We start from the raw sequence: 23,909 nt of genomic DNA on the forward strand, positions 1-23,909 counted from the left end.
GCGCCCAGATGACTTTGTTGCCGAAAACGAATGGATAACAGGTAATCACCAGGAGTGAGGGCAATAGTGAATTCCCCCTGACTGTCAGCGGTCAGTGATGTAATAAGGCTCTCCCGACCTTTGGTGAAAACACTGATTGATGCATTTTCAATGGGAAGTTCATTCAAGCCGAGAACGGAAGCGGAAAGCTCTTGAGCGGCAGATAATAATATTACATTTTGCTGTAGGTCTGAATCAGTTATTTGAATGTTATTGATAACAACCGGTTCAATATTCAAACCTTCTGGGGGAGTTACAAGTAGCCGATACGTTCCAGGAGAAATAGGAAGTGTGTAGCGCCCGTCAACATTCGTATATGTTTCAGAAACGTGATGTCCAGTATCGGAGTTTTGCAATTTGATGTGTGCGTTGGCGAGCGGGTGACTAGACAGATATACAGTACCATACAATTCAAACTGCTCTTCCGTGTTTGCGTCAACCGAAAAAGACGTTAGACCTAAAAAAATGAAAATAGTGAGAAATTTGAATATGATACGCATACGATGCAAGTCCTTATGCTAAATTTAACGTTTGTAAACATAATAATAATTAGTTTACCTTAAATTTACATAAATACATCATGAAATTTCATCAACAACAAGCAAACAAAAAGGAGGCCGAAGCCTCCTTGGTTATTTTGAGCTGAATAGGTTTATTTCACTTCAATACCTGCGGCTTGCAAGTCCGCGTGGTAAGACGATCTGACTAATGGCCCCGATGCGGCTTGAGTGAAGCCCATGCGATCCGCTTCGCGTTTGAACATAGCAAATTCGTCGGGAGTGACGTAGCGCGCTACTGGAATATGGTGACGGCTAGGTTGCAAATATTGACCAATAGTCAACATATCAACGTTGTGGCGACGCAGATCTTCCATAACTTCAAGAATTTCTTCATTGGTTTCACCTAGACCAACCATCAACCCCGACTTGGTGCGGACATCAGGACGACGCTCTTTGTAGAGTTTGAGTAAGTCGAGTGACCATTGATAGTTGGCACCTGGGCGCGCGGCTTTGTACAGGCGCGGCACCGTCTCTAAATTATGGTTAAATACGTCCGGTGCTTCGCCTTCGAGAATATCCAGCGCAACTTGCATACGGCCACGGAAGTCTGGAACCAGTACTTCGACTTTAATTCCTGGCGTGTGGGCACGAATTTCGCGAATACAGTCGGCAAAGTGCTGAGCACCACCGTCACGTAAATCGTCACGGTCGACTGAGGTAACGACGACATATTTAACGCCCATATCACGAATGGTGAGGCCTAACTTATGCGCTTCAGCTGGATCCGGCGGTAATGGACGACCATGAGCAACGTCACAGAATGGGCAACGGCGGGTACAAATGTCACCGAGGATCATGAAGGTGGCAGTACCGTGGTTGAAGCATTCCGGCAAGTTCGGGCAGGAGGCTTCTTCACAGACTGAGTGCAGACCGTGCTTGCGCATGGCTTGCTTAATTTTATCAATTTTTTCGCTTGACGTCGGCAGTTTGACCTTGAGCCATTCTGGTTTGCGCAGCATTTTCTCGCGCTCAACGGGCATAATCTTTACCGGGATCAGCGACATTTTGTCGGCATCACGTAATTTCGTACCGGCTTCGATGCGTGCGCTCTTGGTCGCAGGCTGTGATTTCACTACGTCTGAATTAGCCATGTTTGGGTAAACCTGTCTGTTCGTCGATGTCAGTGTATTGCAAAAGCTGAGCAAACTCGGAAGTAACGAGTTCTGCTGCTTCGGCAAACGAAGTTGGCCCGCCATGGGCGCTCGTTTGAGTCATAACCATTCCCGCATAGCCGCACGGGTTGATGCGTTGGAATGGTGACAAATCCATGTTGACGTTCAGTGCTAACCCGTGAAACGAGCAGCCGCGTCGAATCCTTAACCCCAGTGAACATACTTTCTCGGCGCCAATGTAGACGCCTGGTGCGTCCGGTCTTGGCGCCGCGCTAACGTTATATTTTGCCAGCATGTTGACGATGGTATTTTCAATTTGTGTCACCAGCTCGCGTACGCCCATTTTCCGGCGACGGATGTCGAGCATAAAGTATACCACGACCTGTCCGGGACCGTGATAGGTGACTTGTCCGCCACGATCGACAGGAACCACTGGAATATCGCCAGGGGCGAGCAAATGCTCTTCTTTTCCGGCTTGTCCTTGGGTAAATACCGGCGGATGCTCGACCACCCAAAGCTCATCAGCGGTCTGTTCATCGCGATTGTCGGTGAAGGCCTGCATAGCCTTCCAAACCGGCTCATAGTCGAGACGACCGAGCTGGCGAATGATAAGTCGATTCATGGTATCTATTGTACTCTATCGAGCGTTGAATTAAAGGACGTAGCGCACGTCGTCGATGTCAGAGAGGGACCGATATAACGTTTCGACGTGGATTTTACTCGTGACGACTACAGAAACAGATACCGAATAATAGTTACCTTTACTCGATGGACGAATCTCTGGGCTATAGTCGCCGGGCGCGTGTTCTTGAATGACGGCGATGACTTCGTCGGCTAACGAATCGGTTGCGACGCCCATAATTTTAAAAGTGAAGTCACACGGAAAGTCGAGTAACTCGTCAAACTTGGTATTCATGCGGTACTCCCGAAGCCGCTTTAACTGCGGCTTGCTCTAAATAGTTTAATGAGCTGCTGCGTCACTGGCCCACAATGACCGTCAGCAATGACTTCATTGCCCACTTGACCGACCGGAATGATCTCGCGTGTGGCACTGGTCATAAAGCATTCGTCCGCAGCGAACAAATCAGCAGTCGAAAATGCTTGCTCTCGCACCTTAATATGGGCGCTGCGGGCTAAATTCAAGACGTGTTGACGGGTTAATCCGGCTAAGATCAATTCGTCAGCTGGCGGCGTGATGAGTTCATTATCCTTGACGATAAAGTAGTTACACGATGCGCCTTCAGTGACGCGGCCGGCACGGTGCAGTATCGGCTCTTGCGCACCACTCGCGGTGGATTGAAGTTTTAGCAATATGTTGCCGAGTAAGCTGACGGATTTAATGTCACAGCGAAGCCAGCGAATGTCTTCAAGTAACTCGACTTTTACCGGTGCAGGCTCACCTGTTGGTGGCGTAAATGGCACTAAATAGGCCATAACCGTGGGCTGCATATTTGGGCTGGGTAAGTGATTGCGTGGAAATTCTGCACCACGGGTCACTTGAATGTACAAAATTGCGTTATCGAGCTGCTCAGCACTTAGTAAATGCCGCAGAATTACTTCCCACTCCGCTGGGCTGTGTGGCGGCGTAATGCCGACTGCATGGAGACTGTTATGAAGGCGCTGCATGTGTTCAGCCAGCATAAACGGTTGACCATGATAGACAGGCAACACCTCATAAATTCCGTCAGCAAACAAAAATCCCCGGTCGAAGACGGAGATTTTTGCTTGTTCGTGGGGGACATAGTCCCCATTCAGATAAATCAGGCTCATTCGTCGCTAAAGCTCTTCTTGATGCTGTCGATGATGCGTTTAAAGAAGCCACCTTCTTCAACACCTTGCAAAGTAACGAGCGGGAAGCTAGCAATATCGCGATCACCTAAAGTGAGGTTTACCGTGCCGACGACTTCGCCTTCCGCTAATGGTGCTTCTAACGCTTTATCAAGCACGAAATTAGCGCGTAAATTCTGCCGTTGACCGCGTGGTAAGGTGACAACGACTTCAGCACCGGTGCCCAATTGGATTTCGTCCACAGATCCACCCCAAATACGCTGGCTAGCTAATTGTTCGCCAGCTTCATAGGCAGTTACTGTTTCGTAATAACGGAAGCCGTAATTAAGTAATTTTTTCGTTTCAGCGGCACGGGCTTGTTCACTCGCGGTGCCGAGTACGACGGTAATTAAACGGGTGTCGCCGTCGACCGCAGACGTGACCAAGCTATACCCTGAGTCACTGGTAAAGCCGGTTTTAATACCATCAACATTCAGGCTTCGATCCCACAACAACGAGTTGCGGTTGTACTGACGGATACCGTTGTAGGTAAACTCGCGTTCCGCGTAGATGGCATACTCTTCTGGCACATCGCGAATTAACGCTTGGCCGAGCAAGGCCATGTCGCGGGCTGTGGTGATTTGATCCGGGTGCGGTAGACCGTGGCTATTGCCAAAGACGGTGTTGTCCATGCCGAGTTCACGCGCATAGGCATTCATCAATGAAGCAAAGGCTTCTTCGGTACCGGCAATGTGTTCCGCCATGGCGACACAGGCGTCGTTCCCAGAGGCGATAATAATGCCGCGATTTAAGTCCTCAACACGCACTTGGCGTCCGACTTCAATGAACATTAATGACGAACCGGGGAAATTTCGAGCCCATGCATTTTGGCTAATGGTGACTTCGTCATCGAGACTAATCCGACCTTCTTTCAGCTCTTTACCGATAATGTAACTGGTCATCATCTTGGTTAAAGAAGCGGGCCCGTGGCCTTCATCGATATTTTCACCGGCAATAATTTGTCCGGTTTTATAGTCCATCAAGACCCATGCACGTGCATTGACTGTCGGCGTAGGCGGTACCACACCCTGTGCATAGGCAACAACAGAAAGGTGACTCACGGTTAACGTGACGGCGGTAACTAAACTTGCAAGTAAGCGGCTACTTTTCATGGTCGGATACTTTCTCTGTAGTGATTATTCTCTGCGAGCATCAAGTTTCGTGCTCGGCATCGATGAATTCGGATCGGATGGGCACCGAGTATAGCAAAATGAGGATCGGGAGTAACTAATCACCGGTAACATTTTGCTGCTTTCCGCTGCTTAAAACGAATCGCTTGGTAAGCGGAAAATGCCTTCAAATCCGTCGGCTTGTAAACGGTTCATCCAATAGATGATTTGGCGATCATCAAAGGGACCTAATAGTAAACGATTCAGACCTTGATGTGGGCGGGTAGTTGCATCCAGGCTATAAATTTCCTGTAAACGTTGACGCAAGCTGTCGAGGTTTTGTAACTCGCGTGCGGCAGCAACTTGGATATAGGTTCGCGCACCACTCGTGGGTACCGGTTGGCCAAGATCAATCGCCTCGATGCGAACGGGGGCGGTGCCCTGCAAGTGCATGTCGAGGGCATAGGCTGCTGCATAAGAAAGATCGATCACCCGATCGGCATGGAAAGGACCACGATCGTTGACGCGCACAATCACTTCTTTATTGTTGTTCAAGTTAGTGACTTTCACCCAACTCGGTAAAGGTAAGGTTTTGTGAGCGGCACTGAGACTAAACATGTCATAAAACTCACCATTTGAGGTTAAATGACCATGAAACTTTTCGCCATACCAAGACGCTATGCCTTCAACGGCATATCCTTCCGCAGAGTCTTTGACTGAATAGGCTTGGCCGTTGACCTGATAGGGTAAATTACCGCGCCGAGAGAGTGGCTCGAGGCGCGGTGTTAATGGATAGAGCTCAGCTGCAGTGGGCGTGCGTAACGGCGCAACATCTTGCGCCGTGCGATACCGTTCCGTGCTGGTTGTCGGTGTTTGCCCACAACCAGCGAGTAAAGCACTTAGCATGACTACACCGCAAAACTGCTTGGTATTCATGAAAGCGTCTCCTAGCGATGCGCGCGGAGTTGTTCAGCCAGCTGGAATACCGCCATGGCATAGAGCGGACTATGATTGTAGCGTGTAATGGCATAGAAATTGGGTAGTCCGACCCAATAGGAGTGGCTGCCGTCGGCTTCTTCAAAAGCAAATAATCGGGCGCGGGTATCGTCCGGCATGGCAGTAATGAATCGCACGCCGGCTTCTTTGAGTTCACCGATCGTGTGGGTTAGCACTTGGCCACGACCTGACGTCAGTTCATTAACATTGGTGCTTTCACTGACCCAAGCTGGCACGGTGATGGGTTGATTGGCCTGCCATCTGTGCTCAGCAAAGTAGTTAGCAATTGAACCAATGCCATCAACGACATTGCCCATCAAGTCGCGCACACCATCGCCATCAAAATCGACTGCATAATGACGATAACTCGACGAAATAAATTGGCCATAACCCATAGCGCCGGCATAAGAGCCTTTAATACTCGTCGGATCGATATTCTCTTCAGTGGCGAGCAGGATAAATTGGCGCAACTCGCTGCGGAAGAAGGTTTGCCGCGGCGGATAATGGAAGCCGAGGGTATACAGTGCGTCGAGCACGCGGTGGGTGCCCATTACATTGCCGTAAAAGGTTTCAACGCCAAGCACGGCAACGATGATCTCGGCTGGAACACCGAACTGTTGCTCCGCTCGGGTGAGAGTTTCCTCATGTTTATTCCAGAACTCAATACCTTGACGCAGACGCCGCTCAGTCAGAAAGATTGGATAATATTGATGCCATGGTCGTGCTTCCCAGGGGCGCGCAATGGCATCGAGAATCGGCTGACTTTTTTGCGCTTGGCGCAATAATGCTTCGGTGCGTTCTGCAGGAATTTGATGTTCGGACTGCATTTGGGCGATAAATTCGCGTTCTGCCTCAGTCCAGTCATTCGCGGTACTGGACGTAGAGAAGAGCAGGGCACTAGCAAGGGTGACCGTGCCAACGAGTTTAGCGACGTGTGGGGCCAATTGTTTAAGCATACAACATCCTTTCTTTTTGTTTTAAATTGCAGCCGATTAACCGTGACTAATGACCAGCCTTCGATGCGTGGCAATCGCCATAAGAATACCGAATCCGGCCATCATGGTAACCATTGAGGTGCCGCCGTAACTAATTAATGGCAGTGGTACCCCAACCACAGGTAACAACCCAGACACCATACCAATATTTACCAAGACATAAATAAAGAAGGTGAGGGTAATACTGCCACCAAGTAAACGATTGAAATTACTTTGCGCGCGCATGGAAATAAGCATGCCACGGAAAATGACAAAACCATAGAGGATTAACAAGCCGATGACGCCGTAAAAGCCAAATTCTTCGGCAAAGACAGAAAAAATGAAATCCGTGTGGCGTTCGGGTAGGAACTCGAGTTGTGATTGTGTGCCTTGTAGCCAACCTTTGCCTTCGACACCGCCTGAACCGATGGCAATTTTCGACTGAATAATATGGTAGCCGGACCCAAGTGGATCGGTTTCCGGATTCAAAAATGTAAGTACTCGCTGACGTTGATACTCGCGTAGCAAGAAAAACCAGAATAAGGGCAGGGAGGCTGCCGCAAGTGCACCGCCACTGATAACCACGCGCCAACTCATGCCGGCCAGGAATAAAACGAAAATGCCGGAACACGCCACCAAAAGTGCAGTACCTAGATCCGGTTGTTTGGCGATCAGTAAGGTTGGGACTAAGACAAAGGTTAATCCGAGTAAAACATGCCAAAAGCGAATTGGAATATGAACGCGTGAGCAATACCAAGCCAGAAACATCGGCACCGATAATTTGAGGATCTCTGAGGGTTGAATGCGCGTGACACCAATATTTAGCCAACGTTGCGCACCTTTACCAACTTCACCGAATAAGAGCACAGCGATGAGTAAGAGCACGCCAACGATGTAAATAGGCAAGGCATAATGTCGATAAAACTGTGGTGTGATCTGTGCCACGATCAACATGATGATAAATGAAACGCCCATACGGATTGCTTGGCGTATCACTAGCCCTTGATCTTGCCCACCAGCACTATACATAACGATCAGGCTAACCACGGCTAAGGCCAGAAGGCCAAGAAGCAACGGGCCGTCGATATGAATTTTAGCCAGCCAACGATTACGTTGACGTTCTTCAGTCGTTTGCATCGTTTTGTCCTTCGGCGTCGTCTGGCTCAATGGTCACGGGTTCTTGGGCCGCACGTGCGGCTTCTGCTTCACGCGCGGCACGTGCCGCGGCGGCGGCAGCTGCGCGCTCGGCAAGCCGCTGTTGTTCATCGGCAAGCGCTTGCTGATAGGCTGCCGCTTGAGTCAGCAACATCTCTGCGCGGGCATCGTCCGTGGCAAAATAATAGTCCATCATCGCACGGGCAATCGGGGCTGCATTGCGGCCTCCACCACCAACGTTCTCAATTGCCATTGCAATCACTACTTCCGGGTAATCTGCCGGTGCGTAGCCGATGTAGGTGGCGTTGTCACGCAAGTGTTCGGCGACATCCTCAAGGTCTGGGCGAACGTCGGTGTCGTCGCTGAGCGCAGCTACTTGTGCTGTGCCGGTTTTGCCACCGGAGGTGTAGCTGGCGCCCCGAAAAGCAGTACGAGCAGTACCGCTTTGATCAGTAATCACCATCTCCATGCCTTTGCGAATCGTGTCCCAAGCGCTGGGGTTATTCAGAACAATAGGCTCTTTTTCAATAATTTGGCGTTGGGTCATCTGCTCACCATCGCCAATAGCGCGCATAATACTCGGCTGAATGCGACGTCCGTCGGTAACTAATACACTGGTCGTGGTCGCAAGCTGCAAAGGCGTGACGGTCCAAAAGCTTTGGCCGATGCCAATGGAGAGCGTTTCACCTTGATACCAAGGCTCGTTGAAGCGCGCGCGTTTCCAGCCCCGATCGGGCATTAACGCAGGACTTTCCTCAGCGATATCGACACCGGTGCGTTCGCCAAAGCCCATCCGCTGCATAAATGATGAAATTTCATCGATACCGATTTTGTGCGCAAGGTCATAGTAAAAAGTGTTGCATGATTCAGCAATCGCTTTGGTGACATTGACCCAACCATGACCATGCTGGCGCCAGTCACGGAATCGACGTTGGACACCTTCCAAGCGATACCAACCTGGATCCCAGACGCGGCTTTCTTCGGTAATTGTGCCGAGCTCTAAACCTAACAGACCAAGATGAGGCTTGATCGTTGACGCGGGTGGATAACGCCCTTGGGTGGCCCGGTTGATGAGCGGGTTTGCTGGATTATTGAGCAGCGCACGATAGTCCGCGCTGGAGATGCCGTTGACAAAAAGATTGGGGTCGTAGCCCGGATTTGAATATAAAGCGAGAACAGCACCAGAGTTAGCATCGAGCATGACAATGGCGCCGCGACGGGTGCCTAATTGATAGCGTGCTAAACGCTGTAGACCACTATCGAGTTCAAGATAGACGTCTTGTCCCGGTGTCGGTGGAGTAAAATCAAGGGTACGAACCACGCGGCCACGATTATTGACTTCTACCGTTTGGTAGCCAACTTGGCCATGCAATGTATGCTCGTAAGAACGTTCAATGCCTAATTTGCCAATATTGCGGGTCGCTGCATAATTGGCATAGATTTCCATTTCCCGCAAGCGGGCAACGTCTTGTTGGTTAATTCGTCCAACGTACCCGAGCGCGTGAGTGAAGAGGTCTCGGTGGGGATAAAAACGCTGTAAACGTCCTTCGACATTAATACCGGGGAAACGATGTTGCACCGTTGCGAATTGAGCAACTTGCTCTTCACTGAGTTGATCGGCAAAGGTAATTTGTGGAAAACGCCGGGGCTGTCGTAAGCGCGCGTAAAATTCATCGACGATATCGTCGTCCAATTGCAGCAGGGTTTGCAACTCAGTCAGCGTTTCCCGCAAATCGCGAACTTCGGCGGGCGAAACTTCGAGGCTGTACACTGGAATATTGTCAGCTAAGAGAATGCCATTGCGATCGTAAATCATGCCGCGGTTTGGAGCGACTGGTAACACCATAATGCGATTGCTATTTGACCGAGTTTGAAATTCTTGGAAATTCTTAACTTGGAGAGTATAGAGGTTATTGAGCAGAATAATGAAAACAGCAAAAACAATCGCTAGACAAACGACGGCCCGTCGACTGAAAAGTGCAGCCTCAGCTTGATGATTTCGTATAGCGACGCGTTTTTTTGGCATTCTTATTCGCGATGATAAGGGTGATTATTCAGTAAACTCCAGCCCCGAAAAAGAGCTTCAGCGATGATGACACGCACCATAGGGTGCGGCAATGTAAGGGGTGAGAGTGACCACCGTTCGTCGCTGCGTGCTTGTACTTCGGGTGCTAAACCTTCAGGTCCACCGACCATGAAAGCAACATTCCGGCCATCTAACTGCCATTGTTGCAGTCGTTCGGCTAACCTATGGGTGTCCCACGGTTTGCCGTTGACTTCAAGGGTGACCACGTGAGTCGGGCCTTTTAAGGCTGCGAGCATTTTCTCACCTTCCTGTTGAGTGAGTTTGCCGATATCGGCCTTCTTTGCTCGTTTACCCGCGGTGATTTCGATTAAATCGAGTGGTAACTCAGGTGGCATGCGTTTGGCATACTCATGGTAGCCCGTACTGACCCAATCGGGCATCTTGTTGCCAACGGCAATTAATTGCAAACGCATGCGAACACTTTAACCCCAGAGTTTTTCTAATTGGTAAAAGTCGCGGGTCGCGTCTTGCATCACATGGACAACAACGGGACCAAAATCGACTAATACCCACTCACCATCGTCTTCACCTTCAACACCAAGTGCTGGCTCACCGGCGTGTTTGCTTTCAGTCGCAATGTGGCCGGCAATACTGCGCACGTGAGTTTTTGAATTTCCTGAGCAAATGACCAAGAAATCAGTAACATCGGTTTTACCACGTACGTCGAGAACTTGAATGTCTCGGGCTTTCAAATCATCTGCTTTATCGACCACAAAATCGCGCAATTGTTCAGTTTGCAAGGCTTTCTTTCTCCAATTCAATATTTAACCGCGCAAGTGTATCACGAGAGCGGCCTCGGGTGCAGTAGCAATGCCGCAGCAACACTGCGTTAATTGTTTAAAGCGGCCGCTTTGTTGGCGTCGATTCGGTAGAGATTATGCTCACGGATATAGTTCCAGACCGGTTCAGGTAAAACCTCGGGGCAGTGTTCTTGCTCAGCGAGTGTCGCTCTTAGTTCGGTCGCTGAAATGTCAATTTGTTGGCAATCCGCGAGGTAAATTTTACCGACGCCGCCAGGAAAGTCTTCCGCACTCACTTGTCGTTCTTTGAGCAATTTGGTGATCTCCGCACGACAGTCGCTGAGTGCGTAACCGGGCCGCGGCATAACGACAAAGTTGGCGTAATCGAACAGGCGCTCCCAATGCAGCCATTCGCGTAGCGTGAGTAAACTGTCTGTGCCGATAATAAAGTACAAACAGGCGTCCGCGCAGGTTTGTCGATAATGCTTCAACGTCGGCAAGGTGCGTGAGGGTAAGCCTTGTTTGAGTTCCCAGTCATCGACACGTAGTCGTTCGTCGACTTGCGCGGCGGCATCGAGCATGCCGAGTCGATGGGTGTTGAGTACTTGTGGCTGAGCGCGATGTGGGGGAGCACAGGTCGGTAGCAGATGAATACGCTCCCAACCAAACTGATCGGCCAATTCAAGGGCGGGTTTTAAATGGCCCCAATGAACGGGATCAAAGGTTCCACCCAAAATGGCTATATGCCGAGTCGGCGTAGAATTCGTCTCTGGCGTAGGTGTTAAGGCCAATGGCACGGTTCCCTTGCTGAAAGAATAATAGGCCCAAATGCAGGGCTAACGTCAATGGATCTTCGCCAGAATCCTGCTTAATTGCAAGTTCCAGTCGTTGTAAAAGTTCGTTTCGCGCGTGCGCGCAGGCTGCAGTGTCGTTCTGAACGAGTTGCAAAAACGCACTTTGATCTTTCGGCCAGATCCGCTCGGCTGCCCAAATCGACGCCATATTCTGACGACTGCGCTGGGCTTGGCGAACTTTTTTCATGCTCTGATGTGTTTGCGTTAAAAGCCAATGAATGAGGACTAGATCAGTACCCGTTTCGCGCAGACGCTGCAGGCAATGCACAAAGGCTGAATAGTCTTGAGCTAAAATACAGGCTCGTAATGCAAATAAGTCGAACCGACTATTATCTTCAACCGCTGTCTGCACTTGCTCCAAGCTAATTGGGCTTTGTGGTTGTGGGTAAAGCAGCTGCAACTTTTCCAAGCTCTGCTGTAATGCAAGCAGGTTGCCTTCGTAAAAACTGGCTAATTGTTGAATCGCATCGTGGCTGAGTGGAAGTTTTAACTTTTCGGCTCGATTTTTGATAAACGTCGGCAGCTGCGGTTTGTCTGGCCCATAAATGGGCACAAACACACCCTTTGCAGTCAAGGTTTTGAACCATTTGGCATTCTGATGTTCTTTCTTGAGCCGGGGACCGAAGAGGAGCAGCACCTGATCCGGTGACTGCTGCTGATTAAAATCGATCAGTGCTTTACCACCGTCGCGACCGAGTTTTATCTCGGGTAGCTCTAATTCAATTAGTTGCTGGCTGCTAAACAAGGATAGGGTTTGCCCACCTTCAAGCAATTGGTGCCAATCAAAATCTTTATCTTGGAGATAACGCTGACGCTCATCAAAGCCACGTTGTTTGGCTGCTTGGCGAATGAGGTCACAGGTTTCTGCGACCAAAAATGGCTCGTCCCCAAACACTAAATACACCGGAGCAAGTTGCTCTTTGAGGTGTTGTTGTAAGCGTTCAGGGTAGAGTTGCATGATTAAGTGCTCCGTGCACTTTGATTCAGCAGCAGCAACAAACGCCGAGCAGCTTCTCGGCGCATTTCGCCGAGAATCAGTTCAAGCTCTCGGGTTTTCGCTAGGGCATAGTTGGGATCATCCTGATAGTCACGCAGGATTTGAATGTTATGCTCGTCGCTTTCGCCATTCGCACGTAAAATTGTCACCGGCAGGATATAAATGAGCTCGTATTCCGCCACTTGTCCTGACGCAAGCATCGACAAGATCCGTCGTTCTAAACGATCCTCCCCGAGCACCACGGCTGGAAGATGATTCGGATCGTCGATGAGGGTGACGTCACGACGCTGAAATAGGTCGGTTACCGCCCGATGAATGTCTGAGCGATCGTCACTGACGATGCGAAGTTGCTGAATTTCAGCAGCAACCTGATAGTCGTCACGCAAATGAAACCCGCAGGCGCTGAGTGTTAAACTCAGACACAGTGCGACAATGCCAAAACCAAACCGACGCGTTAAGCTGACACGTCGGTGTTGGTCAAGGCGTTTTTGATTAGTTGGCAACAACATTGACCAACTTACCCGGCACATAAATCACTTTACGGACGGTGACATCGGCAAGGAATTTCTGCACATGAGGATCGGCGAGCGCCAGTGCCTCAATCGCTTCTTTGCTGATATCCGCAGGAACCGTAATCTTCGCTCTGACTTTGCCATTCACTTGCAAGACGACCAATTTCTCGTCTTCGATTAATGCGTTTTCATCGACGACTGGCCATTGTTCGAAGTTAATGTCGCTGTCATGACCTAATGCTTGCCACATGCGCTCACACACATGCGGTGTAATTGGCGACAACATCAGTACAACTGCGTCTAACGCTTCTTGCATCAGCGCTTTGTCGTTACTGCTATCAAGCGGCGCTTTTTGCAGGTGATTGCTCAGTTCCATAACCGCCGCAATCGCGGTATTAAAGTTTTGGCGACGACCCATGTCATCCGTTACTTTGGCAATCGCTCGATGGACTTCACGGCGAAGCGCTTTCTGCGCACCGGTTAAACTCGCCACGTCAAGTTGCTGTTGACCCGCAAACGCTTGGAAGTCATAGACGAGTTTCCAAACCCGACGGAGGAATCGATGCGCGCCTTCGACACCCGCATCAGACCACTCGAGGGTTAACTCCGGTGGTGCAGCAAACATCATAAACAAGCGAACCGTGTCGGCACCGTATTTATCGACCATGGTTTGTGGGTCAATGCCATTATTTTTCGACTTCGACATTTTGCTAATGCCGCCGTGCTGAACAGGCTGACCATCGTTGACGTAAATCGCCTCGACAACTTCACCTTTTTCGTTGCGCTTGACTTCAACATCGAGTGGCGAGAACCAAGTTTTGCCGCCATGTTGGTCTTCACGATAAAAACTATCGGCCAAGACCATGCCTTGGCAAAGAAGACGCTTAAAGGGCTCGTCGGACTGTACTAAGCCCGTATCGCGCATCAGTTTGTGGAAGAAACGCGCATATAATAAGTGCAGAATTGCGTGTTCAATACCACCAATGTATTGATCGACCGGTAGCCAATAATTGGCTTTGCTCGGGTCGAGCATGCTGTCCGCCTGTGGTGAACAGTACCGCGCGTAATACCAGCTCGACTCCATAAAGGTATCGAAGGTGTCGGTTTCATGCTCTGCGGGCATGCCGTTGTACGTGGTTTTGCGCCATTCCGGATCGGCTTTAATTGGTGAAGTGACACCGTTCATAACCACGTCTTCAGGCAGCTTCACCGGTAGTTCTGACTCAGGAACGGGTACTGATTCGCCGTTTTCCAAGTTAAGCATCGGAATCGGTGCGCCCCAATAGCGCTGGCGCGATACACCCCAGTCGCGTAAACGATAGTTCACTTGGCGCTCGCCAATACCCATCTCAGCTAGTTTATTCGCAATCGCATTGAAGCCATCTTCAAAGCTTAAACCGTCAAATTCACCGGAGTTGATTAAGGTGCCTTTCTCGGTCAATGCTTCCACGGTAAAGTCATGCTCGCCTTGTAAAGGTTGAATGACGGGTTGGATGTCGAGCCCATAGGCTTTGGCAAATTCATAATCACGTTGATCGTGAGCAGGAACTGCCATCACCGCGCCGGTACCATAGTCCATGAGGACAAAGTTAGCGACCCAAATCGGAACTTGCTGACCGGTGAGTGGATGCGTGGCCGTGTAGCCGGTCGCTATACCACGTTTTTCCATCGTCGCGAGATCAGCTTCAGCAACCTTTTGCTGCTTACAGCTGTCGACAAATGCAGCAACGTCAGCATGTTCGGCGGCGGCTTTCTGCGCTAAGGGATGCTGTGCCGCAACCGCCATGTAGGTAACACCGAAAAAGGTGTCCGGACGCGTCGTGTAAACGCTGACCTGCATGTCCAGCTGATCGACATTGAAGGTGATTTGTACGCCTTCAGAACGACCGATCCAGTTGCGTTGCATGGCTTTTACTTGATCTGGCCAACCGTCAAGCTGATCGAGGTCGTTGAGCAATTCTTCGGCATAGGCGGTGATTTTGACAAACCACTGCGGAATTTCTTTTTGCTCGACGATCGCCCCAGAGCGCCAACCACGGCCGTCGATGACTTGTTCGTTAGCGAGCACGGTTTGGTCAACGGGGTCCCAGTTCACGGTCGCATTCTTTTTGTAAACCAAGCCCTTTTCAAACAGCTTCGTGAAAAACCACTGTTCCCAACGGTAATACTCGGGCTGACAGGTTGCAAACTCGCGATCCCAGTCATAACCAAAGCCAAGCGCTTTTAACTGCGAGCGCATGTCTTTGATGTTTTCATAGGTCCACTTTGCGGGTGCGGTGTGATTTTGAATCGCCGCGTTTTCTGCCGGCAAACCAAATGCGTCCCAACCGATCGGGTGGAGAACATTCTTGCCGAGGAGGCGTTGGTAGCGCGAAACAACATCACTCAGAGTGTAGTTGCGCACGTGACCCATATGGAGCTTTCCGCTTGGATAAGGGAACATCGACAAGCAATAGAATTTTTCTTTGCTGTCGTCCTCATGCGCGGCAAACACTTGATCCTTTTCCCAGCGTTGTTGAATTTCTGCTTCTAACGCGATGGGTTGGTATTGTTCCTCAATTCTCCGGGTCATCTGTACTACCTGTTTTCTACTTAGCTGTTAAAAATAATGCCTAACCACAAGACTAACGCAATAACGACACCGCCAATGCCAAAAAAGAAGTTCTCAATGCGGTATTTTACTTTGGCGTGTTCTTCATTGCTCTCTGGCGCTGGTAAAAAACCAACGATTAAATATGCGATGCCAAGACCTGCGGCGGCAACGATGCCTGCGAATAAAACCGCGTCAAACAAATTACTCATCATGGTTTGATCCTCAAATAAGCCGTAACATTAAACGTGCGGGCTGGAATAACCCCTAAGTGTATAATCTTTGCTACAAATTGACTACGCTGATTTTCGCTTTTCACGCCGCCAAGCAAATAAACTTGTGAGCAAGGCGATGAGCCACGCAGGCCCGTCGCCAAAGCGAGCAAAACCAGTTTCGCCCTCAACATGTAATACCGGCGTGCTGGCGACCCCAGCAGTGAATTGCGGGAGTCGTGTCAGCGTCGCGCCGGTGTGGTCGATGACACCCGTAATACCGTTATTGGTAGCACGTAACATGGGTCGACCTAGCTCACGTGCGCGCATCACGGCGATTTGCCAATGTTGATGCGGACCATGGGAATCGCCGAACCAGGTGTCATTACTAATGGTGAGCAAAAACTGGGTGTCAGTGTTCACATTGGCACGAATTTGCCGTGAAAAAGCCACTTCGTAACAAATGTTTGCCGCAATCAATACACCATTGGCGTTGAGGTTCGGCTGCACTGCAGCACCGCGACTGAACGACGACATCGGTAAATTGAATAATGGCGCAATTGGACGCAGCAAGGCTTCAAATGGCACAAACTCGCCGATCGGCAACAGTTGATGCTTTTGATAACGATTGCTATGACCGTACTGCCAACCACCCTGAGGTTGCTCACCCATGACAATCATACTGTTGAAGAACTCGCCGGTGTGACGATCTAAATCAATAATCCCGCTAATTAGTGTGGTCTCTTCTGCAAGCAACTGCTCGTCGAGCATGGCTAACGGGCGCTGGGCCAGCGGTTCGATAAATGTGATCGCGGATTCTGGCCAAATAACGAGATCATGATGCAGGTGCGGTGCGGTTAAATCCGTATAGGTGTCAAAATTCGGCCATTGTTGCTCCGCATCCCACTTTAAGTCTTGCACGACATTGCCTTGAACAAGTGCCACCGAGGTCTGTTCGCCAGTGTAGTGCATGGGGTTGAAGCGCGGAGCGAGCCACGCGAGGATGACGATCGCGAGCGGCAAAAACAGCCACTCAAAGCGATTCTGTAAGAGCATATAAGTGAAACCAAGTGCCATCAGCCAAAGTGCAACGGCTATGCCAATTTCGCCGATATGGGGAGCGAAATTACCTAAGGTCGAGAGCGTCTGCGTATAGCCCAGCCCCAACCAGGGAAAGCCAGTTAATAACCAACCACGCAAAAACTCGGTGGTTAACCACAACACGGGAACGAGAAATAAGCTTAAACTGCCGCAGTAACGTCGACATTTAAACCAGAGCCAAGCGGTCAGCAGGGGAAACAAGGCGAGATAGCCGCAGAGAATGATCATCACCAGAATGGAGGCGATCATCGGCATACCACCAAATTGATCGATACTGACGTAGACCCAACTTATGCCGGCTGCAAACCAACCGAAACCGAAACTGAAACCCGTCCACGCAGCTTGTTTGGCAGTATTGCTGCGGACTAATAGGAGCAGAAAGCCAGTTAAGAGCAGGGGTGTCAACCAAGCCTGAGAAAATGGTGCGTAGGCAAAGGTGAGGAGGGCGCCGAAAATCAATGCGCCGGCATAACGCCAGCGCGGTTGGAGCAATTTTATCTGCAAGGGTCGTAACAACATCAAGCGCACCTTTGGTCAAGTCAGTGTGTTTTGTGTTATTTGTCGTCGTGCGGCAGTGTCACTTGAATCTGTTGAATACGGCGACGATCAGCAGCAGTCACTTTAAAGTTTAATTCGCCGATAAACAGTGATTCGCCCACTTCCGGCAAATGGCCAAAATTATGTGCGACTAAGCCACCAATGGTGTCGTACTCGTCGTCATTGAAGTCACTATGAAAATAGTCATTAAAATCTTCAATGGTGGTTAATGCTTTGACATTGTAGCGGTGGGCACTGATTTTACGAATATCGCCGCGGCTTTCGTCTTCGTCGGTTTCATCTTCAATTTCACCGACGATTTCTTCGAGAATGTCTTCGATCGTAACCAACCCAGAAACACCACCATATTCATCAACGACAATCGCCATATGATAGCGCTTTGAACGAAATTCTTTGAGTAAGGCGTCAACGCGTTTACTCTCCGGCACAATGACCGCTGGACGCATGACCTGTTCGAGCGAAAACGGCTCATCAACAAGGTGAAAGCCATAGGCTAACAGATCTTTTGCCAGCAGAATGCCTTCGATATGGTCTTTGTTTTCACTGACCACCGGATAGCGCGAATGCTGTGTTTGGATGACGATTGGCAGAAATTCTGCAACCGTTTGGTTTTTGTCAATTGTTACCATCTGGGAGCGCGGAATCATAATGTCGCGAACTTTCAGCTCAGCGACATCGAGCACACCCTCGATCATTTCCTTGGTATCAATGTCGATTAAATCGCGATGCTCTGCATCTTGGATTAAATCAACCAGTTCCTCACGAGTGTTCGGTTCACCATTAAAGGCCTGAAGTAGCTTCTGGGCCCAAGTTCGTCGCGGTGAACCGTTACTTGGGTGGGGTTTGTCATCGTTCATCGATGGTCGTTCGCTCCGTGGCAAAATAATCGAAATTGAAGCTTAGCATAAGCAGACTGACCTGCGCACCTATTCATGACTAGCATAGGGATCAGCGATATCTAAGGTCGCTAGAATCTGGCGCTCAAGTGCTTCCATTGCTTCCGCGTCTTGTTCTTCAATATGGTCATAACCAAGTAAATGCAAGGTACCATGGACAACGAGATGTGCGAAGTGATTTAAATAAGGTTTCTGCTGCTCTTGGGCTTCGGCGGCGACGGTCGGTTCAGCGATAATAATGTCACCGAGTAACGGCAAATCAAGTTCAACCCCCGCCGGTAAATCGGCATTGAAAGGAAAAGACAACACATTAGTCGGTTTGTCTTTGCCACGATAGTCTCGATTCAGGGTTTGCACTTCGTCGTTATCCGTCACCCGAATAGTCAATTCGGCATCGGCTTTACCGACTGCGGTCAATGTCGCCTCAGCCCATTGGCTAATTAACTCTGTACTGGGTAAACGCTCTTGAACGTCGCTGCTGAGTGCTTGCGGCCAGCCTTCTTGCCATTGAACATCAATGCAATTAGCCATTATTTTTATGTGCTCCGTTGCTGCTTGCCAGCGGTTGTGCTTTCACCTTGGTTTCACTTTGTGTTTTGCTTTCGATGTCGAATTTTTCGTAAGCCATAACGACACGTTGCACCACAGGGTGACGCACAACATCTTTGGCATTAAAGAAGGTAAAGCTAATGCCTTCGACTTCATTGAGGACTTCAATGGCTTGGCGTAACCCTGATTTTTGGCCACGGGGTAAGTCGATCTGGGTAATATCGCCAGTAATCACCGCTTTGGAATTAAAGCCGATGCGGGTGAGGAACATTTTCATTTGTTCCGTGGTGGTGTTTTGGCTTTCGTCGAGAATGATGAATGCATCATTGAGCGTGCGACCGCGCATGTAGGCTAGCGGTGCGATTTCAATGACACTGCGCTCGATTAGCTTTTCGACTTTTTCAAAACCAAGCATTTCAAACAAAGCGTCATACAAGGGGCGCAAGTAGGGGTCGACTTTCTGTGCGAGGTCTCCAGGCAGGAAGCCAAGCTTTTCACCGGCTTCAACGGCTGGTCGAGTCAATAAGATACGTCGTACTTCTTGCCGTTCCAAGGCATCAACAGCAGCGGCGACGGCAAGATAAGTTTTTCCAGTACCGGCAGGACCAATGCCAAAATTGATGTCATTGGTGAGAATGGCGCGCACATAATCTTGTTGATTCTTGTTGCGCGGTTTGACGAGGCCGCGCTTGGTTTTGATCAGCGTGACCGGGTCATCCTCAGGACTTTCATCGTGCTCTAGCGCGCGACTCTCTTGAATCGCTAAATGCACCTGATTTGGCTCAATTTCGCGTTGCTTACCGCGCACCGGAGCAGTTTCGACATACAAGGTGGTGAGAATGTCACGCGTCGCTTGAATGCCGAGTGGCTGGCCGATAATGCGAAAATGATTGTCTTTGTAGATCACTTCAACGCCAAGACGACGTTCAATGTGGCGAATGTTGTCGTCAAATGGACCACAAAGGCTTGCCAGCCGCTGACCGTCGGCTGGCTCAAGATATAAATCAAAACTGTCGATAGACGTACTCAACTAAATTCCTCGATTAGGATGCTGGATTAAACGTGGTGACACCGAGTGTATCCGTGGTTTCATTACTGCGCGCCAAAATAGCTTGCGGTGCAGTATCGATACGTAAGCCCATTTCATGCTCTTCGCGAATAATGTCACCGCGTAATGAATTCGGTAATGCCTCGGTAATCATGACATCAACAAACTTACCAATCATATCGGGGCGACCTTCAAAGTTTACAACCCGGTTATTTTCGGTACGGCCACTGAGTTCCATCGGATTCTTTTTTGACGGGCCAATGACAAGGACGCGCTGTTCGGTGTTCAGCATTTGCCGAGCATGACGCTGTGCTTGCTGGTTGATGCGGTTTTGTAACAGCTGGAGGCGTTCCTTTTTGGTTTCCTCGCTGACATCGTCCGGCAAATCAGCGGCTGGCGTGCCGGGGCGAGCGCTGTAGATAAAACTGAAGCTAATGTCGAAGTCGATGGCTTGAATGAGATCCATGGTGGCTGCAAAGTCGGCATCCGTTTCGCCGGGGAAGCCGATAATGAAATCGGAGCTCATGGCCAAATTTGGACGCACTTTCTTCAATTTACGAATTTGCGACTTGTATTCCAATACGGTGTGACCGCGCTTCATTAATGCCAGCACACGATCTGAACCACTTTGCACGGGGAGGTGCAAGTGATTGACTAACTCTGGAATGGTCTCGTAAGCAGCGATAATGTCGTCGGTAAATTCGACCGGGTGTGACGTGGTGTAGCGAATCCGGTCAATCCCATCGATGGCGGCAATTAAATGCAGGAGCTCAGCGAAGGTGCAGATGCTGCCATCGAAGTTTTCACCGCGATAGGCGTTGACGTTCTGACCGAGCAGATTAACTTCACGCACACCTTGGTCGGCCAATTGCGCAATTTCGTATAGTACGTCGTCGGCAGGACGACTGACTTCTTCACCGCGTGTGTATGGCACCACACAGAATGTACAGTACTTGCTGCAACCTTCCATGATGGAGACGAATGCGGTTGGGCCATCGGCTTTCGGGTCAGGTAGACGATCAAATTTCTCGATTTCAGGGAAAGACACGTCAATGACGGACTCTTTGCCCTCGCCAAGCTCTTTAATCATCGCTGGTAAACGATGCAGGGTTTGCGGGCCGAAAATCAAATCAACAAAAGGTGCACGCTGGCGAATCGCCGCGCCTTCTTGCGAGGCAACACAGCCGCCGACACCAATAATCAAGTCCGGCTTGTCTTGCTTGAGCAGCTTCCAACGACCTAATTGGTGGAATACCTTCTCTTGGGCTTTTTCCCGAATCGAGCAAGTATTCAAAAGAATTAAATCTGCTTCTTCTGCTTCTGCTGCAGGCTCGTAACCCATATGGGCATGGAGTAAGTCTGCCATTTTCGCAGAATCATACTCGTTCATCTGGCAGCCCCAGGTTTTGATATAGACCTTTTTGCTCATAACCTTCGTCTTCATTTACCGCGTGTGCTAAGGGCTGCATATTCTACATGGTTCAAGGCGCAGGCGCTACCTTCTGCGTGTTACCCGTTGGTGAAATTTCAGGCATGTTGAATGTCAGTTACGGGTTTGTTGTCCCGGTTGGCGGTATCTTAATGGCTGGGCTGCGACCAGCTCGAATGGAAATGTAACCCGCACCGATAATAATCGCAGAGCCAATCCACATGTGAATGGTGAAAGGTTCGTCCCAAATCAGGTAACCAATTAAAGCGGCAAACAGCACCGAACTGTAGGTGAACACACCAATTTGTGAGGGCGAGGCAAGGGCAAAAGCACGTGTCATGGCGAGTTGGCCGCCAACCGCAAAGACGCCCATGATCATGACCCCGAGCCACAAACTAGCGGACAGTGACTGCCAATTAACAAGCACCGGAATGGCGGTGAGCAGGGTCGCGAAAAAAGAGAAATAGAAGACAATTTTACTGGGTGACTCATGCGCTGACAGTCGGCGCACAACGGTTTTCGCCCAAGCAGCAAGACCCGCAGCAAACAAGGCGACAAACATGATGATGGGGAATGGGCCGCTCAATGGATCAAGGAAGATGACCACGCCAAGAAAGCCAAAGGCGATGGCAAACCAGAGTTTCGGTGACACCCGCTCTTTAAACCAAAACCAACTTATGACGGGAATAATAAATGGTGCCATCAGCAATACCAGCGTGGCTTTCGCCAGTTCGACTTGGGTGATGACGTAGAAAAATAAATACATGCCGCCAATGCCGGTGACCGCCCGCAGTAGATGAAGCTTCAACTGAGTCGTTTTAAAAGCAGTGGCGCGGCGCTTGTAGAGCCACGGCAATAAGACAATAAACGCAAAAAAATTACGGAAGAAAACCAGATGTGTGGTGGGGATGTCACTACCTAGGTATTTCACCATGGCACTGGTGCCGGCGAAACAAAGTTCAGCCAGTAGTAACAGCAAGGAAGCTAAAATAACCGAATTCAGTGCTGACTCCAGACATCAAGGGTTCAGAATGATGTAATTATGGCATAATGGTCGCAGAGATAACACGAGTATTCAGGTAAGCGAATGAAAAATAGCCAAGCACAAACAACAGCAGAAAACGCTTTGCGGCCGTGGGTAGTGGTTGGTGGCGGCATGGTCGGTGCGGCGATGGCTCTGAGTCTAGCCAGCAGTGGCCGTCGTGTCGTGGTGTTAGAGCCGCAACTGGAAGCTATGCTCGCGGTTGATAGTGCGACTTACTCGCAGCAGCCCTATGACCTGAGAATTTCGGCGGTGACCGCAGACAATATTGCCTTACTGCAAGCGTTAGAGAGTTGGTCGCCGGTTGCTGCGGTGCGCGCACAGCCCTTTCGACAACTGGCAGTGCGCGAACAGGGTGGAGATTGGCTGCGTTTCGGCGCCGAGGGTGAGCGCGAGCTCGGCTATATGGTCGAAAACAAGTTATTACAAGCGTGTTTGTTGCAACGCTTGCAGCAACATCCCGGTGTTGAACTGATGGCGGCGAAAGTTTTAAGCGTTGCTGATGGTACGGTCTCACTGGATAGTCAGGAGCAACCCCAGCTTGCCTATGAATGGCTGGTGGTCGCCGATGGCGCAGCATCGGCGACGCGTCGAGCACTCGGCATAGGTACCGTGGGCGCTTCCTACCATGAACGCTGTTTGTTAACTGTGGTTAAACTGCAACAGTCAGCAGGTGATGAAACCTGGCAAACCTTTGCCGGTCGGGAAGTGCATGCATTGTTGCCGCTGTGTGATGACTATGCTTGCTTAATTGTCTATGCCGACAGTCCAGTGATACAGGCTTGGCAACAATCGCAGGCCATGGTCGAGGCCGTGCTGAAAGCGCGTTTCCGTGCGCAACTTGGTGACTTTGAACTGATTAATTTTGCGAGTTTCCCGTTACAACACCAACAGGCGTTGCGAACCTTTTGTGCGCAACAACGTGCCCTCGTGATCGGCGATGCCGCGCATGCGATTCATCCGCTGGCAGGACAAGGTGTGAATTTGGGTTTACGTGATGTGGCTGCGCTGCATGCACTGGTGGCTGATTTTACCGATGAACACCAACAGTTGAGCGCAAAATTGGCGCGTGTGATGCAGCAGCGTCAAGCGGCTAATGTGGTGATGGGACAAGGTCTTGATATTGTTTCACGGGTATTTCGGAGCGACAATCCGGTGCTGCAAGTGGCTCGCGGGCTTGGTTTTGTCGGACTGCGCCAGTTTCCTACTGTGCGTTCAATGCTGGCTAAACTTGCCGGGCAAAGTTAATGCAAATAGGCTTATTTGGGTTTTAAAATAGAGAAGACAAGCGCAAATGGGATTTGGAAAAAGCGAAGAAAAACATAAACCGAAGCGCGAGTTGGTGCGGAGGGTGGGACTCGAACCCACACATCCTTTCGGACACTAGCACCTGAAGCTAGCGCGTCTACCAATTCCGCCACCACCGCAACTCGAGGCTTCGGACTAAATGGCTGGGGTACCAGGATTCGAACCTGGGAATGGCGGGATCAAAACCCGCTGCCTTACCGCTTGGCTATACCCCA

General features: G+C 50.1%; 24 protein-coding genes and 2 tRNA genes. 1 reads left to right on the top strand and 25 read right to left on the bottom strand.

Annotation, left to right across the window (positions count from 1 at the left end; all coding sequences use genetic code 11):
* The 23 genes from LAT77_RS12050 to LAT77_RS12160 all read right to left on the bottom strand — a co-directional run.
* A partial coding sequence (locus tag LAT77_RS12050; protein WP_290564816.1) for a carboxypeptidase-like regulatory domain-containing protein occupies positions 1–539 on the bottom strand: 539 nt, incomplete at its 3' end.
* Between the two features lie 152 nt (positions 540–691).
* A complete protein-coding gene (lipA, locus tag LAT77_RS12055) occupies positions 692–1,690 on the bottom strand; it encodes a lipoyl synthase (RefSeq protein ID WP_290564817.1) in 999 nt (332 codons plus the stop codon).
* Positions 1,683–2,333 carry a lipoyl(octanoyl) transferase LipB gene (gene lipB / locus LAT77_RS12060; RefSeq protein WP_290564818.1) on the bottom strand — a complete coding sequence of 217 codons (651 nt, stop codon included), beginning with the start codon at positions 2,331–2,333 and terminating at the stop codon, positions 1,683–1,685. The genes lipA and lipB overlap by 8 nt, the downstream gene beginning before the upstream one ends.
* 30 nt (positions 2,334–2,363) lie before the next feature.
* The gene (gene ybeD / locus LAT77_RS12065; protein WP_290564819.1) at positions 2,364–2,627 is read right to left on the bottom strand and encodes a DUF493 family protein YbeD; all 264 of its coding nucleotides are present in this window, start codon (positions 2,625–2,627) and stop codon (positions 2,364–2,366) included.
* A 20-nt stretch (positions 2,628–2,647) separates the two neighbouring features.
* Positions 2,648–3,481 (bottom strand): D-amino acid aminotransferase, encoded by an 834-nt coding sequence (locus tag LAT77_RS12070; RefSeq protein ID WP_290564820.1) that lies wholly within the window; start codon positions 3,479–3,481, stop codon positions 2,648–2,650.
* Positions 3,478–4,650 carry a D-alanyl-D-alanine carboxypeptidase family protein gene (locus tag LAT77_RS12075; RefSeq protein ID WP_290564821.1) on the bottom strand — a complete coding sequence of 391 codons (1,173 nt, stop codon included), beginning with the start codon at positions 4,648–4,650 and terminating at the stop codon, positions 3,478–3,480. The genes LAT77_RS12070 and LAT77_RS12075 overlap by 4 nt, the downstream gene beginning before the upstream one ends.
* A 150-nt stretch (positions 4,651–4,800) precedes the next feature.
* Positions 4,801–5,583, bottom strand: a complete 783-nt coding sequence (locus LAT77_RS12080; RefSeq protein WP_290564822.1) for a septal ring lytic transglycosylase RlpA family protein — start codon at positions 5,581–5,583, stop codon at positions 4,801–4,803.
* Between the two features lie 11 nt (positions 5,584–5,594).
* Entirely contained in the window at positions 5,595–6,599 is a 1,005-nt protein-coding gene (gene mltB / locus LAT77_RS12085) for a lytic murein transglycosylase B (RefSeq protein WP_290564823.1), read from the bottom strand.
* Positions 6,600–6,635: 36 nt separating this feature from the next.
* Positions 6,636–7,754 (bottom strand): rod shape-determining protein RodA, encoded by a 1,119-nt coding sequence (gene rodA, locus LAT77_RS12090; RefSeq protein ID WP_290564824.1) that lies wholly within the window; start codon positions 7,752–7,754, stop codon positions 6,636–6,638.
* Positions 7,741–9,798, bottom strand: a complete 2,058-nt coding sequence (mrdA, locus tag LAT77_RS12095) for a penicillin-binding protein 2 (protein WP_290564825.1) — start codon at positions 9,796–9,798, stop codon at positions 7,741–7,743. The genes rodA and mrdA overlap by 14 nt, the downstream gene beginning before the upstream one ends.
* A 2-nt stretch (positions 9,799–9,800) precedes the next feature.
* On the bottom strand, positions 9,801–10,271 hold the full coding sequence (gene rlmH, locus LAT77_RS12100; RefSeq protein ID WP_290564826.1) for a 23S rRNA (pseudouridine(1915)-N(3))-methyltransferase RlmH: 471 nt from the start codon (positions 10,269–10,271) through the stop codon (positions 9,801–9,803).
* 9 nt (positions 10,272–10,280) lie between these two features.
* Positions 10,281–10,598 (bottom strand): ribosome silencing factor, encoded by a 318-nt coding sequence (gene rsfS, locus LAT77_RS12105; protein WP_290564827.1) that lies wholly within the window; start codon positions 10,596–10,598, stop codon positions 10,281–10,283.
* Between the two features lie 89 nt (positions 10,599–10,687).
* Entirely contained in the window at positions 10,688–11,389 is a 702-nt protein-coding gene (nadD, locus tag LAT77_RS12110; protein WP_290564828.1) for a nicotinate-nucleotide adenylyltransferase, read from the bottom strand.
* Complete coding sequence (gene holA / locus LAT77_RS12115; protein WP_290564829.1) at positions 11,316–12,410, bottom strand: DNA polymerase III subunit delta; 1,095 nt, start codon at positions 12,408–12,410, stop codon at positions 11,316–11,318. The genes nadD and holA overlap by 74 nt, the downstream gene beginning before the upstream one ends.
* Before the next feature lie 2 nt (positions 12,411–12,412).
* Positions 12,413–12,958, bottom strand: coding sequence for an LPS assembly lipoprotein LptE (gene lptE / locus LAT77_RS12120; protein WP_290564830.1), 546 nt, complete (start codon positions 12,956–12,958; stop codon positions 12,413–12,415).
* Positions 12,942–15,521, bottom strand: coding sequence for a leucine--tRNA ligase (gene leuS / locus LAT77_RS12125; RefSeq protein WP_290564839.1), 2,580 nt, complete (start codon positions 15,519–15,521; stop codon positions 12,942–12,944). Before leuS ends, lptE begins: the two co-directional genes overlap by 17 nt.
* A 32-nt stretch (positions 15,522–15,553) precedes the next feature.
* The gene (locus LAT77_RS12130) at positions 15,554–15,766 is read right to left on the bottom strand and encodes a hypothetical protein (protein ID WP_290564831.1); all 213 of its coding nucleotides are present in this window, start codon (positions 15,764–15,766) and stop codon (positions 15,554–15,556) included.
* A gap of 81 nt (positions 15,767–15,847) precedes the next feature.
* The gene (gene lnt / locus LAT77_RS12135) at positions 15,848–17,383 is read right to left on the bottom strand and encodes an apolipoprotein N-acyltransferase (RefSeq protein ID WP_290564832.1); all 1,536 of its coding nucleotides are present in this window, start codon (positions 17,381–17,383) and stop codon (positions 15,848–15,850) included.
* A 35-nt stretch (positions 17,384–17,418) separates the two neighbouring features.
* A complete protein-coding gene (gene corC / locus LAT77_RS12140; protein WP_290564833.1) occupies positions 17,419–18,279 on the bottom strand; it encodes a CNNM family magnesium/cobalt transport protein CorC in 861 nt (286 codons plus the stop codon).
* Positions 18,280–18,348: 69 nt separating this feature from the next.
* Positions 18,349–18,849 (bottom strand): rRNA maturation RNase YbeY, encoded by a 501-nt coding sequence (ybeY, locus tag LAT77_RS12145; RefSeq protein ID WP_290564834.1) that lies wholly within the window; start codon positions 18,847–18,849, stop codon positions 18,349–18,351.
* A complete protein-coding gene (locus LAT77_RS12150) occupies positions 18,842–19,897 on the bottom strand; it encodes a PhoH family protein (RefSeq protein WP_290564835.1) in 1,056 nt (351 codons plus the stop codon). Before LAT77_RS12150 ends, ybeY begins: the two co-directional genes overlap by 8 nt.
* 13 nt (positions 19,898–19,910) lie before the next feature.
* Complete coding sequence (miaB, locus tag LAT77_RS12155) at positions 19,911–21,344, bottom strand: tRNA (N6-isopentenyl adenosine(37)-C2)-methylthiotransferase MiaB (protein ID WP_290564836.1); 1,434 nt, start codon at positions 21,342–21,344, stop codon at positions 19,911–19,913.
* A gap of 118 nt (positions 21,345–21,462) precedes the next feature.
* A complete protein-coding gene (locus LAT77_RS12160) occupies positions 21,463–22,323 on the bottom strand; it encodes a DMT family transporter (protein ID WP_290564837.1) in 861 nt (286 codons plus the stop codon).
* 108 nt (positions 22,324–22,431) lie between these two features.
* Between LAT77_RS12160 and LAT77_RS12165 the strand changes: the two genes are divergently transcribed.
* Positions 22,432–23,634 (top strand): FAD-dependent monooxygenase, encoded by a 1,203-nt coding sequence (locus tag LAT77_RS12165; protein ID WP_290564838.1) that lies wholly within the window; start codon positions 22,432–22,434, stop codon positions 23,632–23,634.
* A gap of 92 nt (positions 23,635–23,726) precedes the next feature.
* On the opposite strand, the gene LAT77_RS12170 is transcribed toward LAT77_RS12165, so the two are convergent.
* Positions 23,727–23,813, bottom strand: a tRNA-Leu gene (locus LAT77_RS12170).
* A 21-nt stretch (positions 23,814–23,834) separates the two neighbouring features.
* Positions 23,835–23,909, bottom strand: a tRNA-Gln gene (locus tag LAT77_RS12175).

The organism is Aliidiomarina sp. (assembly GCF_022565475.1).
Lineage (GTDB): Bacteria > Pseudomonadota > Gammaproteobacteria > Enterobacterales > Alteromonadaceae > Aliidiomarina.

Bases quoted from the DNA above. Each gene is read 5' to 3' on its own strand.
- lipA (WP_290564817.1), bottom strand. From the start codon at position 1,690: ATGGCTAATTCAGACGTAGTGAAATCACAGCCTGCGACCAAGAGCGCA.
- lipB (WP_290564818.1), bottom strand. From the start codon at position 2,333: ATGAATCGACTTATCATTCGCCAGCTCGGTCGTCTCGACTATGAGCCG.
- ybeD (WP_290564819.1), bottom strand. From the start codon at position 2,627: ATGAATACCAAGTTTGACGAGTTACTCGACTTTCCGTGTGACTTCACT.
- LAT77_RS12070 (WP_290564820.1), bottom strand. From the start codon at position 3,481: ATGAGCCTGATTTATCTGAATGGGGACTATGTCCCCCACGAACAAGCA.
- LAT77_RS12075 (WP_290564821.1), bottom strand. From the start codon at position 4,650: ATGAAAAGTAGCCGCTTACTTGCAAGTTTAGTTACCGCCGTCACGTTA.
- LAT77_RS12080 (WP_290564822.1), bottom strand. From the start codon at position 5,583: ATGAATACCAAGCAGTTTTGCGGTGTAGTCATGCTAAGTGCTTTACTC.
- mltB (WP_290564823.1), bottom strand. From the start codon at position 6,599: ATGCTTAAACAATTGGCCCCACACGTCGCTAAACTCGTTGGCACGGTC.
- rodA (WP_290564824.1), bottom strand. From the start codon at position 7,754: ATGCAAACGACTGAAGAACGTCAACGTAATCGTTGGCTGGCTAAAATT.
- mrdA (WP_290564825.1), bottom strand. From the start codon at position 9,798: ATGCCAAAAAAACGCGTCGCTATACGAAATCATCAAGCTGAGGCTGCA.
- rlmH (WP_290564826.1), bottom strand. From the start codon at position 10,271: ATGCGTTTGCAATTAATTGCCGTTGGCAACAAGATGCCCGATTGGGTC.
- holA (WP_290564829.1), bottom strand. From the start codon at position 12,410: ATGCAACTCTACCCTGAACGCTTACAACAACACCTCAAAGAGCAACTT.
- lptE (WP_290564830.1), bottom strand. From the start codon at position 12,958: ATGTTGTTGCCAACTAATCAAAAACGCCTTGACCAACACCGACGTGTC.
- LAT77_RS12130 (WP_290564831.1), bottom strand. From the start codon at position 15,766: ATGATGAGTAATTTGTTTGACGCGGTTTTATTCGCAGGCATCGTTGCC.
- lnt (WP_290564832.1), bottom strand. From the start codon at position 17,383: ATGTTGTTACGACCCTTGCAGATAAAATTGCTCCAACCGCGCTGGCGT.
- corC (WP_290564833.1), bottom strand. From the start codon at position 18,279: ATGAACGATGACAAACCCCACCCAAGTAACGGTTCACCGCGACGAACT.
- ybeY (WP_290564834.1), bottom strand. From the start codon at position 18,849: ATGGCTAATTGCATTGATGTTCAATGGCAAGAAGGCTGGCCGCAAGCA.
- miaB (WP_290564836.1), bottom strand. From the start codon at position 21,344: ATGAGCAAAAAGGTCTATATCAAAACCTGGGGCTGCCAGATGAACGAG.
- LAT77_RS12165 (WP_290564838.1), top strand. From the start codon at position 22,432: ATGAAAAATAGCCAAGCACAAACAACAGCAGAAAACGCTTTGCGGCCG.